This window comes from Clavibacter lycopersici, from assembly GCF_003576405.1.
Lineage (GTDB): Bacteria > Actinomycetota > Actinomycetes > Actinomycetales > Microbacteriaceae > Clavibacter > Clavibacter lycopersici.
The window spans coordinates 1-13,054 of sequence record NZ_QWGT01000061.1 but is presented as its reverse complement, the minus strand read 5'-3'; the positions used below and the strand labels follow the sequence as shown (position 1 = coordinate 13,054).

The window sequence follows — 13,054 nt, the reverse complement described above, 5'->3', positions numbered from 1 at the left end:
GACCTGAACAGCTGGATGCTCCTCGTCCCGCTGCTGCTCGCGGGCATCGGCAACGGCCTCTTCATCGCCCCGAACGCGCAGTTCATCGTCGCGACGGTGGATCCGGCCGAGGCGGGCGCGGCGTCCGGCGTGATCGGCACGGTCCAGCGCGTCGGCTCGGCGGTCGGCATCGCGGTCATCGGCAGCGTCCTGTTCGCGGGCGTCGCGGGTGCCGGGATCCGCGGGCCCGAGATGCTCCCGCAGGCGTTCACGGATGCGTCGGCGTCGGCCATGGGCGTCAGCGCGATCTTCGCGGTCGTCGCCTTCGCGCTCGTCTTCGCCCTGCCGCGGCGGGTGTCGCGCGGGCACTGACCGCTGCCGCTCCACCCCTCTCTCGCCGATCCGGATCCGTCCGGGTCGGCGAGAGCCGTTTCCGTGGGTGCGTACCTCTTCCTATGCGGCCGCGCGGATCCGGTCCCGCAGCCGGGCGAGCGCGTCGGCCGCGCCCTGCAGCACGGAGATGTGGCCGTCGCCCGGGCGGATCACCAGCTCGGCGCCCGGCACCCGGTCGGCGAGCCAGCGCGCGTGCGCGACCGGCGCGATCCGGTCGGCGTCGCCGTGCAGCAGGATCACGGGAGCGCGCACAGCGGCGAGGTCGACGCCCCAGTCGGCGACGAGCGCGAGGTCGTCGTCGACCATGCCGCCGATCCCCGCATCGAGCCCGCGCCCCGCGACGTCGTTCAGCCACGCCCAGTCCGTCTCGAGCGCGCGGAGGTCGCCGTCCGTGAACATCGCCGGGTCGAACGTCGACGCGGTCAGCTCGGCCTCGAGCGCCTCGCGACCGGCGACCGCGGCCCGCAGCTCGCGCTCGCCGCCCGCGTGCATCCCGGCGAACCAGTCGAGCCCCTCCGCCTCGATCGGCGCGAGGGCCGCCCCGCACAGCGCGCCGAGCACGCGCCCCGGCAGCGCGGCCGCGGCGGCCAGCGCCAGCACCGCGCCGCTCGAGTGCCCGAGCACGGCGAACCGGTCGATGCCGAGCGCGTCGGCGAGGGCGGCGTCGTCGGCCGCCGTGTCGGCGATGGCGCGGCCCGGGTGCCGGGTGGATCCGCCGTACCCCGGCCGGTCGTACGACAGCCACCGGATCCCGCGCCCCGCGGACGACGCCACGAGCGGCGCGGGCGGCGGCCCCACGTTCGGCGTGCCGTGGTGGTACACGACCACGAGGTCGGCGTCGTCGCCTGATCCCGTGTCGTAGCAGTGCAGCGTGCGGCCGTCAGGGAGCCGCAGGTCCGTCTCGGTGAGCATGGGCCGAGCGTAGGCGCGCGTGCGCCCCGCGGACAGGGCCGCGGCGCGCTCCGGACGCGCGCAGCCCGGGGTGACAGGATCGGCGCATGGACGAGGCGCAGCGCAGCGAGCTCCGGGAGCTCCGCCGTCGCGCGTACGGACCGCGGCCCGACCTGGACGACGCCGAGCTCGACCGGCTGCGGGAGCTGGAGTCCGGTCAGGGCGGCGCGGCGGCTGCGGCTCGGACCGCGCCGGGCGTGTCCGCCTCCACTGATCCCGCCCTCCACGAGCGTGTCCCCGCCGCCGTCCTCTCCGCCGTCCCCGCCGAGGACGAGGACCCCGACCACGACGAGCCCGCAGCGCGCCCCGCCATCCCGCGCCGCCGCACCGCGGTCCTCTGGGCCGCGTCCGTCCTCGTCGCCGTGGGCGCGACCGTCGCCCTCACCTCCGGCATCGCGTCGGTGACGGGCCGCGAGGTCGCGACGGTCGCGCTGGATCCCGACCGCCCCGTCCCCGACCGCTGGGACGACTGGTACCAGGACGTCGCGACGGGCGTCGGCGAGTTCCACGGCCTCACCGTCATCGGCCTCGAGAACCCCGCGGACGACTCGGCGTGCGTCACGGTCGTCGCCCCGCGGTTCGCCCGCGGCACGAACCCCGTCGGCGGATGCGCGGCCGGCACCTTCCCGGCGCGCGGCGTCCTGACGGTCACGGGCGACATGCCCGCCGAGCTCCGCGACGAGTTCCCCGAGGGCACCGCCCTGGAGTTCGTGCTCGAGGGCGGATCCGTGCGGGTCACCGCGGGCTAGCGGCGGCGGCGCAGCCCGGTCGGCCGCGGCGGGTCAGCCGAGGATCGCGCGCATCTTCTCGTAGAACGGGGTCGGGTCGCCGCCCAGCGAGTCCTTCACCATGCGGCTCCAGTCGTCGACGACCACCTCGACGGATCCGGCCGCCACCCCGTCGAGCGACGCCCGCGCCACGTCGCGCGGGGCGATCATCGGCCCGTCGTAGCCCGCCATGATGTCGGTGTCCGCCGCGCCCAGGTGCACGCCCTGCACGAGCGTGCCCTGCCCGGCCAGCTCCAGCCGCACCGCGTTCGTCATGTTCCACTCGGCCGCCTTCGCCGCCGCGTAGCCGCCGTTGCCCGAGGTCGAGAACCACGACAGCGCCGACAGGATGTTCACGATCGCGCCGCCGCCGTTCGCGGCGAGCACGGGCGCGAAGGCGCGGATCACGCCGAGCGTCCCGTAGAAGTGGGTGTCCATCTCGCGGCGGATCTCCGCCATGTCGCCCGTGATGAGCGTGGCGCCCGTCGAGATGCCCGCGTTGTTCACGAGCAGCGTCACGTCCTGCGCGGCCTCCGCGGCGGCCGTCACGGACGCCGGGTCGGTGAGGTCGAGGCGCAGCACCTCGACGCCGGGGATGTCGATCGCCTCAGGCCGGCGCGCGGTCGCGTAGACCTTGCGGGCGCCGCGCTCGAGGAGCTCCTCGACGAAGGTGCGGCCGATGCCGCGGTTGGCGCCGGTGACGAGGGCGACCTGATCCTGGATGTCCATGCGTGCTCTTCCTCCTGCCGCCCGCGTCGTTCGCGGGATGCGGCGCGGCCTACGCTAGGAGTTGACGTCGACGTGAAGGGCAAGTCCGCCCGCGAGATCGACGTCTCCGACGGATCACGAGGGAAGAGGGCGCCATGCTGCGGATCGGCGACGTGGCGGGGCGAGCGGGCGTGAGCACCCGGGCGCTCCGGTACTACGAGGAGCAGGGCCTGCTGCCGGCCGAGCGCACCACGAGCGGCCAGCGCGTCTACCCGGAGGCCGCGGTCGAGCGGGTGCAGCTCATCCAGCGCCTGTACGCAGCCGGCCTCCCGAGCCGCACGATCCTCCAGCTGCTCCCGAGCGTCGACAGCGGCGTCGCGGCTCCCGAGTCGATGGCGCTCCTGCTCTCCGAGCGCGACCGGATCACCGCCGGCATCGCCGAGCTCGAGCGGGCCCGCGAGGAGCTGAACCGCGTGATCGACATCTGCCTGCACCCGACGTCGGAGCACTGCCCGGCGCTGCGCGAGGACGGGGCGGCGTACGCGGGCACGCGCGAGGAGAGCATCGCGGCCTGATGGAGGCGACGACCACCGAGGCGGAGATGATCGACGTCGTGACGTCGTCGTCTCGGTTGGACGGGACGCAGAGGAACGGCGCGGCATCCGCGTCCGGCGTCCAGCCGCTCGTGGTGGACACCGTGCCCACACGCGCTGACAATTGATGAAGGAGGTACCGCCGTGACGCTGGATCAGAGGAACCCGAGCCCGAGCGCACTCGAGAAGCGCATCCAGGCCGGTGAGGCCGACCCCATCAGCGACGCAGAACGCGCATCGGCCGCCCGCATCCGGATCATCGTCGACAAGAAGCGCGGCCGGAAGACCGAGGACTGGATCAAGAAGCTCGCCACGGGCGCATAGCTCGCGATCGACACGAGAGGGACCCCGCCGCATGGCAGGGTACCTCTCACCGTGACGGGCACGCTGGCCGGAACCTCGCCTGCGATGGTCCGAGACCGATGGTGTCCCTACGGCCGCTCGTCCACCACGCCGACGAACCGGCTGCCGATCCCGTCGACCTCGCGGCGGGCGAGGCCGAGCGCGGGCTCGGGCAGCTCGTCGGGGGAGTGCCGCTCGCAGGAGAGGTAGGAGAACTCCGGCCACCACTTCTTCGGGCGCACGGCCTCCGTGAATCCGCAGACCTCGCACGTCAGCTGCACCCAGACGGGCCGCTTGCCGGTCGCGTTGGCGCGGGACTGCGCGAGCCAGGCGGGCGGATCCTGGTCCATCGCGGCGATCTCGGACTCGGGGACGCGCCCCGGGATGCCGTGGCGCGTGGCCATCTCCAGCGGGATGCCGAGCCGCAGCGCGGCCTCTCGTCTCGTGATCATGTCGCTCCAGGGTACGCGGCGGGGTGCCTCCGCTGGGCATCCGCCGAGATGGATTGCGCACAACCTTGTTCCGTGGCAGGGTCGACGCATGACCGATCGCGAGCCCTGCGCCCCTGCCGACGAGACCGCGCCGCCCGCGCGCATCGCCGACGAGCTGGTGTGCTTCTCGCTCTACACGGCGTCGCGCTCCACGACCCAGGCGTACCGCGCGCTCCTCGCGCCGTGGGGCCTCACCTATCCGCAGTACCTCGTGCTGGTGCTGCTGTGGTCGGGCGACGACCGCACGGTCACCGAGCTGGGGCAGCAGCTCGACCTCGACTCGGGCACGCTGTCGCCGCTCCTCGCGCGGATGGAGGAGGCCGGCTTCATCGCGCGGCGCCGGATCTCGGCCGACCAGCGCGTCGTCACCGTCTCGCTCGCGGAGCGCGGCCGCACCGTGCGGGCCGAGCTCGCGCACGTGCCGGCGGCGATCATGCGCGGCATGGGCCTCGACCTCGACCGCGCGCGCCAGCTCCTCGCGGCCCTGCACCTGCTCACCGCGGGGATGCAGGAGACCACGGCTGAGGCGCTCGCGCATCCGGTGCCCCGGCCCGCCGACGCGTCGGCCGTCACGCCCGCCCCCTGATCCGCACCACCCACCCCACCCACGGCCGCCCGCGGCCACGAACGGAAGGAACCACATGGACGCCCTGTACACCGCCGAGGCCCTCGCCACGGGAGCCGGCCGCGACGGCCGCGTGGCCGTCAGCGACAGCGACCTCGCGCTCGACCTCTCCATCCCCAAGGCCATGGGCGGGTCCGGCGAGGGCGCGAACCCCGAGCAGCTCTTCGCCGCCGGCTACGCCGCGTGCTTCCACTCCGCGCTGCAGGGCGTCGCCCGCGCGCGCAAGGTGAAGATCGCCGACTCCAGCGTCGGCAGCCGCGTCAGCATCGGATCCAACGGCCAGGGCGGCTACCAGCTCGCCGTGCACCTCGAGGTCGTCATCCCCGGGGTCGAGCACGACCTCGCGCAGGAGCTCGCCGACCAGGCCCACCAGGTCTGCCCGTACTCGAACGCGACCCGCGGCAACATCGAGGTCGTCGTCACGGTCTCGGACGACTGATGGCCGGCCTCGCTCGCACGTCCTTCCCGCGCACGGCCGCCCGCGTCGTCCTCGGCTCGTTCCTCGCCTTCGCCGGCGTCTCGCACCTCACCGTCGCGCGCGAGGAGTTCCGCGCGCAGGTCCCGAAGTCGCTGCCGGTGCCCGAGGACGTGACCGTCGTCGGATCCGGCGTCGTCGAGATCACGCTCGGCTCCGCGCTGCTGTTCGCGCGCTCGCGCCGCGGGCTCGTGGGCTGGGCGGCCGCCGCGTTCTTCACGGCGATCTTCCCGGGCAACATCGCGCAGTACGTCCACAAGCGCGACGGCTTCGGCCTCGACACCGACGGCAAGCGCCTCGGCCGCCTCTTCTTCCAGCCGGTGCTGATCGCGGTCGCGCTGTGGTCGACGGGGGCGCTGCGGAAGCGCTGATCCGCCGGATGCGCGACACGACCACCGGGACCCGCAGCGGTCCCGGTGGTCGTGTGCCTTGACGGGGGTCCGGCACGCGGTCAGCATGGGCGCACCCGCACCATCCGAGTCTCGAAGGAGAGACCAGACCCATGATCTTCGTCAACCTGCCCGTCACCGACCTGCCCCGCGCGATCGCCTTCTACGAGGCCGTCGGGTGCGTCGTGAACCCCGACTTCACGGATCAGAACGCCGCCTGCCTCGTGGTCGAGGCCGACCGCAGCGCGTTCATGCTCCTCACGCGCGACTTCTTCCAGTCGTTCCTCGACCTGCCCGTCGGCGACCCGGCCACGAGCGCCGCGGCGATCACCGCGGTCATGCTCGACAGCCGCGCCGACGTCGACGCGCGCGCCACCGCGGGCCTCGACGCGGGCGGATCCGAGGCCCGCCCCGCCGTCGACCTCGGCTTCATGTACCAGCGCCAGCTCCGCGACCCCGACGGCAACGTGATCGAGCTCGGGCACATGGATCCGATCCCCGCAGGCGGGGTGCCGCACATGGAGGACGCCGCGTCCTGACGGGACCGCTAGCGCAGCGTCCGCAGGAACGCGCGGATGTCGTCCGCCAGCAGCCCCGGCTCCTCGTGCGGCGCGAAGTGCCCGCCGCGCGGCATGGTCGTGTACCGCACGACGTCGTAGGTGCGCTCCGCCCAGCTCCGCGGCGGGTGCACCAGGTCGTGCGGGAAGACGGCGACCGCGGTCGGCACCCGCACGCGCTCCACCGGCGCGGTGCGTCCGGAGCCGTACGCGAAGTACGGGCGGAACGAGGTGCCGATGGAGCCCGTGAACCAGTAGAGCGACGCGAGCGTCAGCAGGTGGTCGTCGCTGAAGACTCGGGACACGTCTCCGTCGCAGTCGCTCCAGGCGCGGTGCTTCTCGAGGATCCACGACAGCAGCCCCACCGGCGAGTCCTGCAGCGCGGGCGCGAGGGTGAGCGGACGCGTCTGCTGCTGGTGCTCGTAGCCGCCCTCGGCCGCCTCCCACGCCCGCACCTCGTCCTGGTACGCGCGCTCCTCCTCGGTGAGCGTCGCCTCGTCGAGGTCCCGCGGCGCATGGACCGCCATCAGGTGGATCCCCGCCACCGCCTCCGGGTGGGCCTCCGCCAGCCGCGACGTGATCCCCGCGCCGAGATCGCCGCCGTGCGCCGCGTACCGCGCGAAGCCCAGCTCCTCTGTCATCAGCCGGTGCCAGAGCTCGTGGGTCGGCTCGTCGATGCGCGGCCGCTGCGGCGAGAGCGGGAAGCCGGGCAGCGCAGGCACGATCACGGTGACCGCGTCGGCCGGATCGCCGCCGAAGCGCGACGGCTGTGACAGCCGCTCGGCGAGCGGCACCAGCTCGAGCGCGGAGCTCGGCCAGCCGTTCGTGAGGACGATCGGCATCCCGCCGGGGCGTTCGGCGTCGAACCGCAGGTAGGAGATCGGCGTGCCGTCGAGGTCGGCGCTGGCCCACGGCAGCGCGAGGATCTCCCGCTCGCGCGCCCGCCAGTCGAAGCCGTCGGCCCAGACGGCGGAGAGGCGTCGCAGCGTCGCCTGGTCCGTGCCGGCCTCCCATGCGTCGACGGGCCACTCCGGCGTCCAGCGGGTGCGGCGGATCCGGTCGCGCAGGTCGTCGAGGTCGGCGTCGGTGACGTGGAGCGGGAGCGGGTGGGTCATGGGGGTCCTGACGTGGCGGGCGGGCACGGTCCCCTCATGGTCCCGCGGACCGCCGACGGGATCTACGTCCGCCGCCGCCGCGCCATCACCGCGCGCTGCAGCAGCACGAAGACCAGCAGGATCCCGCCCGTGATGATGGTGGTCGCCTCGGGCGGGATGCCGCCGTCGCGCGTGATGAGCACGTTCATCAGTCCCAGCACGAGGGCGCCGACGACCGAGCCGAGCACGAAGCCCACGCCGCCCGTGAGGAGTGTGCCGCCGATCACGGTCGCCGCGATCGCGTCGAGCTCCCAGCCGATGCCGGTGATGTTCTGCGCGCTGCCGAGGCGGGCCGTGTAGATGACCGAGGCGAGGCCGGCGAGCGAGCCGCTGATCACGTAGACGGCCAGCTTGGTGCGGCGCACGGGCAGGCCCATGAGCGCGGCCGACTGCTCGGATCCGCCCGTCGCGTACACGGTGCGGCCGAGGCGCGTGCGGTGCAGCACGAAGAACGCGACCGCCACCACCACGAGGGCGATGAGCACGCCCGGCGTCGTGACGACGTCGTTCACCTTCGGGCCGTCGACCACCTTCATGTTCGTGGCGAGCGAGCGCAGCGGCGACTCGTCGTCGAGGCGCTCGGGCACGGTGCTGAGGATGGAGGCGAGGCCGCGGCCGAGGAACATCATCGCGAGCGTCGCGATGAACGGCTGCACGTCGAAGAACTGGATCAGCACGCCCGAGACGACGCCGGAGGCCGTGCCGATCAGGATCATCAGCACCATCACCACCCACGGGTTCCACCCGGCGTTCGCGAGCAGCACGCCCGCCACGCTGCTGACGGCGACGATCGCGCCCACGGACAGGTCGATGCCGCCCGTGAGGATCACGAACGTGAGCCCCACCGCGAGCACGATGACGTGCGCGTTGTTGATGAGCAGGTTCGACAGCGTCGCGGCCTGCAGGATCCGGCCGTACGCGATCTCGCCGTAGGCCAGCATCGCCAGCAGGATCACCAGGGCGGCGACCGTCGGCAGCGAGTCGAGGCGGAGGCGCATGCGGCGGCGCGGCGGCCGGCTGGCGGTGTCGGGGCCCGGCGCGGGCGTCGGGGTCAGGGGCGGCTGGATCGTCGTGGCGCTCATGCGGGCACGGCCTCCTTCTCGGTCGACGCGGGGGTGGGAGCTGCCGGTCGGCGCCGGCCGAACAGCGCGCGCACGCGGCGCGACTGCAGGAGCACGATCGCGACGATCACGATGGCCTTGAACGCGGGCGTGGCCGACGACGAGATGCCGAGGAACACGACCGTCTTGTCGAGGGTCGCGATGAGGAGCGCGCCGACGGCCGCCCCGAGCAGGTGGAACTTGCCGCCCGCGAGCGAGGTGCCGCCGATGACGACCGCGAGGATCGCGTCGAGCTCCAACTGGTAGCCGGTGCGGGAGACGTCGACCGTCATGACGCTCGCGGTGGCGAAGATCCCGGCGACGCCCGCGAGCAGGCCGCTCGCGATGTAGGCGGTGAACAGGAGCGCGCGGCGGTCGAGGCCCGCGAGGCGCGCGGCCTGCGGGTCCATGCCGATCGCCTCGATCATGAGGCCCAGCGCGCTGCGCCGCACGAGCACGGCGACGCCGATCGTGATCAGCACGGCCAGCAGGAACACCACCGGCAGCCCCACGAGGTACCCGTTCGCGACCCAGCGGAACGGCTCGTTGGACGCGGCCGTGTTCTGCCCGGCCGTGATGACCTTCGCGAGGCCGCGGCCGGCGAGCATGATCACGAGCGTGCTGATGAACGGCTGCAGCCCCACGACGGAGACGAGCATGCCGTTGACGGCCCCGAGGATCCCGGCGATGAGGAGCGCGAGGCCCATCGCGCCGAGGGCGACGCCGAGCGAGTCGGATCCGGCCGCCTTGAGGAACTCCATGGAGACGGCGCCGGCGACCACCATGATCGAGCCGACGCTGAGGTCGATGCCGCCCGTGGCGACCACGAGGCACATGCCCACGGCGATCATGAGCACGGGCGCGGCGGCCCGGAGGATGTCGACGAGGTTGCCGACGAGGTTCCCGGTGTCCGGGTTCACGGAGAGCGCGAGGTAGCCGGGGTCCTTCGCCACGTTGATCGCGAGCAGCAGGACGATCGCGACCGTGCCCCAGAACCAGGGCCGGTGCAGCACGTCGGCGAGGCCGCGCGCGCTCCGCTTCGCGGGGGTGGTGTCGCTCATCGTGCGGCCTCCTCGGGCGCGGTGCGGTGGACGGCGTCGGGGACGGTCTCGAGAGCGATGTCGGAGACGCCCTCCTCCGCGATGGTGGTGACGATCGACTCGGCGGTCACGTCGGGCCCGGCCTCCAGCTCGGCGATCTTGCGGTGGTCCTTGAGCACGACGATGCGGTCGCTGAGGCGCACCACCTCCTCGAGCTCCGAGGAGATGAACACGACGGCGACGCCCGTGTCGGCGAGGGCGGCGACCTGCTCCTGGATCTCGGCCTTGGCGCCCACGTCGATCCCGCGGGTCGGCTCGTCGAGGATCAGGAGGTCGGGCTCGGTCGCGAGCCACCGGCCGAGCAGCACCTTCTGCTGGTTGCCGCCGGACAGGTTGCGGATGGGCCGGTCGGGATCCGCGGGTCGCACGTTGAGCTCGGTGAGGTACTTGGCGACGATCCGGTCCTTCTCCTTGCGCGGCAGCGGCCGGGCCCAGCCGCGCTTCGCCTGCACGGCGAGCACGAGGTTCTCCCGCACGCTGAGGTCGCGGATGATCCCCTCGTCGCGCCGGTTCTCGCTCGAGAACGCGATGCGGTGCTTCAGCGCCTTGGCGGGGGAGGAGATGGCGACGGGTGCGCCGTCCATGGTCACGGATCCGGTGTCGGGCCGGTCGACGCCGTAGAGGAGGCGCGCGAGCTCGGTGCGGCCGGATCCGAGGAGCCCGGCGAGGCCCACGACCTCGCCGCGGCGGAGCTCCACGTCGGTCGCGTCGAGCGAGCCCTTCCGGCCGATCCCGGAGGCGCGGTACACGGGCTCGCCCGTCGCGACCTGGCGGGAAGCGCGCTCGCGGTCGAGCGAGCGGAGGGTCTGCAGGTCCTTGCCGATCATCAGCGCGATGAGCCCGGCGCGGTCGATCTCGCGGGTCATGTGCTCGCCCACGAGCTTCCCGTTGCGGAGCACGGTGAGCCGGTCGCTGATCGCGAACACCTGGTCGAGGAAGTGGGAGACGAAGAGGATGGCGACGCCCTCGTCGCGGAGGCGGCGCATCACGCGGAAGAGGCCCTCGACCTCATCGGCGTCGAGGCTGGAGGTCGGCTCGTCGAGGATCAGCACGCGGGCGTCGACGACGGTGGCGCGGCTGATGGCGACGAGCTGCTGCAGCGCGAGGCTGAGCGAGGAGAGCGGGGTGCGCGGATCCAGGTGGCCGAGCCCCACGCGCGCCAGCACCTCGGAGGCGGCGGCGTGCGTGCCCTTCCAGTCGATGCCGAAGCGGCCGCGCCGCTCGTGGCCGAGCATGACGTTCTCGCCGATCGTGAGGTTCCCGCAGAGGTTGACCTCCTGGTAGACCGTGGAGATCCCCGCGGCCTGCGCGTCGGCGGTGCCGGTGAGGCGGCGCTCGGTGCCGCCCACGAGGACGCGGCCGGAGTCGATCCCGTAGACGCCCGTGAGCGCCTTGATGAGCGTCGACTTGCCGGCGCCGTTCTCGCCCATGAGCGTGTGGACCTCGCCGGGGAAGAGCCGGAGGTCGACCCCGTCGAGCGCCTTGACGCCGGGGAAGGAGATGGTGATGCCCTGCATCTCGACGATCGGGCTGGGTGCCTGCATGGCGCGTGCTCCGTTCCTGCCCCGGCAGCGTCGCCGGGCGGTGGGGGCGGCGGGGCGGATGATCCGCCCCGCCGCCGGGTGTGGCCGTGCGGGCGGGCTAGAACTTCCGGTCGGGCAGCGCGGTGGCGGCCTTCTCGGGCGAGTCGAACACGTCCGACGGGACGACGATCGACGACTCGACGCTCTCGCCGTCGAGCAGCGCCTGCACGGCCTCGAGCGCGGTGTCCCCGAACAGCGGGTTGTACTCGGCGACGAAGCTGAGCTTGCCGTCGGCCAGGGCCTGGAGCGCGCCCTTCGTGCCGTCGATGGTCGCGATCTTCACGTCCTCGCCGGGCGTGAGGCCCGCCTCCTCGACGGCCTGGACGGCGCCGAGGCCCATCTCGTCGTTCTGCGCGAAGACCATCTGCACGTCGTTCGCGTTCGACTTGAGCACGGTCTCGAAGACGCTCTTGGCCTCCTCGGTCGACCAGTTGGCGGTCTGCGCGCCGACCTCCGTGAAGGAGCTCTCGGCGCCGATGACGTCGTCCCAGCCCTCGTTGCGCTCGTTGACGACCGAGACGCCGGCCGGGCCCTCGAGGGTGAAGTACTTGCCGCCCTCGGGCAGCGCGGTCTTCGCCCACTCGGCGACGGATCCGCTCACGGCGATGTTGTCGGGGGCGATGCGGGTCGCGTAGAGCGAGTCGTCGTCCGGCTCGATGCCGCGGTCGATGAGGACCACGGGGATCTCGGCCTCCTTGGCGCGCTCGAGCGAGTCCTCCCAGCCGGATCCCTCGGTGGCCGAGAGCAGGATCACGTCGACGCCCTCGTCGACGAACGACGTGAACGCGTCGATCTGCGACTTCTGGTCGTTGTTGGTGGCGGGCGCGTACTTGAGGTCGAACCCGGCCTCCTTCGTGAACGTGTCCTGGATGTTCTTCTCGTTGGCCTGGCGCCAGGCGCCCTCGGGGCCGACGGCGACGAAGCCGACGGTGGCCGTCTCGCCGCCGCTGTCCGCGGCGCCGCCTGCCGTGGATCCGGTGCCCGAGTTGCTCGAGCAGGCCGCGAGTCCGAGGGCGATGGCCCCGGCCGCGGCGATGGTGGCGATGCGCCTCTTCGTGGACATGTATCTCCTCCTTGAGATGTCGGGACGGCTGCGTCCCGTTCCGGTCCTCGGGGACCGGCCGTGCTGCGGTTGCGCGGGGTGCTGCCGCGTGCTCGGGATGTTACCGGTAACAGTCGCAGCCGCACAAGGGAGTGGCCGCCCAGGACGCCACTACGGCAGCGGCAACAGCGGCAGCGGGAAGTCCGCCTCGTCCTCCTCGTCGGCGGGCGCCGCGATCAGCTCGACGATGGTGTCGACCGTCACGCCAGGGCCGTTGGCCAGCTCGCCGATCTTCTCCCGGTCCTTGAGCACGACGATCCGGTCGCTCACGCGCACGAGCTCGTCGAACGCGCTGGAGATGAACACGACGGCCACGCCCTCGAGCGCGAGCTGCGCGATGTGCGCCTGGATGTCGACCTTCGCGCGGATGTCGACGCCGCGGGTCGGCTCGTCGAGGATCAGGACGCGCGGCCGGATCGCCAGCCAGCGCGCGAGCAGCACCTTCTGCTGGTTGCCGCCGGAGAGCCGTCCGGCGGGCGTCGCGGGATCCGCGGGCGTGATGCCGAAGTGCTCGATGTGCCGCTCGACGAGGTCCTCGCGCTCGGCCTTCGACAGCGGATGCGCCCACCCGCGCAGCGCCTGCAGCGCCAGCACGATGTTCTCGCGCACGCTCAGGTCGCCGATGAGGCCCTCCGCGCCGCGGTCCTCCGCGGAGAGCGCCACGCGGTTGCGCAGCGCGTCGGCCGGCCGGTCGATCACGACGTCGCGCCCGCCGAGCGTCACCACGCCGCCGTCGGCCCGGTCG

Annotated in this window: 16 protein-coding genes and 1 pseudogene; 8 read left to right on the top strand and 9 right to left on the bottom strand. The window is 73.0% G+C overall.

Going from position 1 to position 13,054, the window contains the following annotated elements; all coding sequences use genetic code 11:
- Positions 1-351: pseudogene (locus DZG00_RS06230) on the top strand (MFS transporter); the annotation flags it as partial.
- A gap of 81 nt (positions 352-432) precedes the next feature.
- On the opposite strand, the gene DZG00_RS06225 reads toward DZG00_RS06230, so the two are convergent.
- Entirely contained in the window at positions 433-1,284 is an 852-nt protein-coding gene (locus DZG00_RS06225; protein WP_119455466.1) for an alpha/beta fold hydrolase, read from the bottom strand.
- An 86-nt stretch (positions 1,285-1,370) separates the two neighbouring features.
- Here DZG00_RS06225 and DZG00_RS06220 point away from each other — a divergent pair, with 86 nt between their 5' ends.
- Positions 1,371-2,072, top strand: a complete 702-nt coding sequence (locus DZG00_RS06220) for a hypothetical protein (protein WP_119381579.1) — start codon at positions 1,371-1,373, stop codon at positions 2,070-2,072.
- Positions 2,073-2,105: 33 nt separating this feature from the next.
- Here DZG00_RS06220 and DZG00_RS06215 read toward each other — a convergent pair whose 3' ends face one another.
- Positions 2,106-2,819: an SDR family oxidoreductase gene (locus tag DZG00_RS06215; RefSeq protein WP_119381578.1), complete on the bottom strand. Its 714-nt coding sequence runs from the start codon at positions 2,817-2,819 to the stop codon at positions 2,106-2,108.
- A 134-nt stretch (positions 2,820-2,953) separates the two neighbouring features.
- Between DZG00_RS06215 and DZG00_RS06210 the strand changes: the two genes are divergently transcribed.
- Together DZG00_RS06210 and DZG00_RS06205 are read left to right on the top strand one after the other, a co-directional pair.
- Positions 2,954-3,373: a MerR family transcriptional regulator gene (locus tag DZG00_RS06210; protein ID WP_119381577.1), complete on the top strand. Its 420-nt coding sequence runs from the start codon at positions 2,954-2,956 to the stop codon at positions 3,371-3,373.
- A 162-nt stretch (positions 3,374-3,535) separates the two neighbouring features.
- A complete protein-coding gene (locus tag DZG00_RS06205; protein ID WP_233548888.1) occupies positions 3,536-3,715 on the top strand; it encodes a hypothetical protein in 180 nt (59 codons plus the stop codon).
- A 107-nt stretch (positions 3,716-3,822) separates the two neighbouring features.
- On the opposite strand, the gene DZG00_RS06200 is transcribed toward DZG00_RS06205, so the two are convergent.
- The gene (locus DZG00_RS06200) at positions 3,823-4,185 is read right to left on the bottom strand and encodes a hypothetical protein (RefSeq protein WP_063070407.1); all 363 of its coding nucleotides are present in this window, start codon (positions 4,183-4,185) and stop codon (positions 3,823-3,825) included.
- A gap of 88 nt (positions 4,186-4,273) precedes the next feature.
- Between DZG00_RS06200 and DZG00_RS06195 the strand changes: the two genes are divergently transcribed.
- The 4 genes from DZG00_RS06195 (at position 4,274) to DZG00_RS06180 (ending at position 6,252) form a co-directional block, all read left to right on the top strand.
- Complete coding sequence (locus tag DZG00_RS06195; RefSeq protein WP_119381575.1) at positions 4,274-4,810, top strand: MarR family winged helix-turn-helix transcriptional regulator; 537 nt, start codon at positions 4,274-4,276, stop codon at positions 4,808-4,810.
- 55 nt (positions 4,811-4,865) lie between these two features.
- The gene (locus tag DZG00_RS06190) at positions 4,866-5,288 is read left to right on the top strand and encodes an organic hydroperoxide resistance protein (protein ID WP_011931635.1); all 423 of its coding nucleotides are present in this window, start codon (positions 4,866-4,868) and stop codon (positions 5,286-5,288) included.
- Positions 5,288-5,695 carry a DoxX family protein gene (locus DZG00_RS06185; protein ID WP_119381574.1) on the top strand — a complete coding sequence of 136 codons (408 nt, stop codon included), beginning with the start codon at positions 5,288-5,290 and terminating at the stop codon, positions 5,693-5,695. Before DZG00_RS06190 ends, DZG00_RS06185 begins: the two co-directional genes overlap by 1 nt.
- A 131-nt stretch (positions 5,696-5,826) precedes the next feature.
- A complete protein-coding gene (locus DZG00_RS06180) occupies positions 5,827-6,252 on the top strand; it encodes a VOC family protein (protein ID WP_119381573.1) in 426 nt (141 codons plus the stop codon).
- A gap of 8 nt (positions 6,253-6,260) precedes the next feature.
- Here DZG00_RS06180 and DZG00_RS06175 read toward each other — a convergent pair whose 3' ends face one another.
- The 6 genes from DZG00_RS06175 to DZG00_RS06150 form a co-directional block, all read right to left on the bottom strand.
- Positions 6,261-7,385 carry an epoxide hydrolase family protein gene (locus DZG00_RS06175; protein ID WP_119381572.1) on the bottom strand — a complete coding sequence of 375 codons (1,125 nt, stop codon included), beginning with the start codon at positions 7,383-7,385 and terminating at the stop codon, positions 6,261-6,263.
- A 62-nt stretch (positions 7,386-7,447) separates the two neighbouring features.
- Positions 7,448-8,506, bottom strand: coding sequence for an ABC transporter permease (locus DZG00_RS06170; protein WP_119381571.1), 1,059 nt, complete (start codon positions 8,504-8,506; stop codon positions 7,448-7,450).
- On the bottom strand, positions 8,503-9,585 hold the full coding sequence (locus tag DZG00_RS06165) for an ABC transporter permease (protein ID WP_119381570.1): 1,083 nt from the start codon (positions 9,583-9,585) through the stop codon (positions 8,503-8,505). The genes DZG00_RS06170 and DZG00_RS06165 overlap by 4 nt, the downstream gene beginning before the upstream one ends.
- Positions 9,582-11,168 carry a sugar ABC transporter ATP-binding protein gene (locus DZG00_RS06160; protein WP_119381569.1) on the bottom strand — a complete coding sequence of 529 codons (1,587 nt, stop codon included), beginning with the start codon at positions 11,166-11,168 and terminating at the stop codon, positions 9,582-9,584. The genes DZG00_RS06165 and DZG00_RS06160 overlap by 4 nt, the downstream gene beginning before the upstream one ends.
- Positions 11,169-11,265: 97 nt before the next feature.
- Positions 11,266-12,270: an ABC transporter substrate-binding protein gene (locus DZG00_RS06155; protein ID WP_119381568.1), complete on the bottom strand. Its 1,005-nt coding sequence runs from the start codon at positions 12,268-12,270 to the stop codon at positions 11,266-11,268.
- 150 nt (positions 12,271-12,420) lie between these two features.
- A partial coding sequence (locus DZG00_RS06150) for an ATP-binding cassette domain-containing protein (protein ID WP_147359938.1) occupies positions 12,421-13,054 on the bottom strand: 634 nt, incomplete at its 5' end.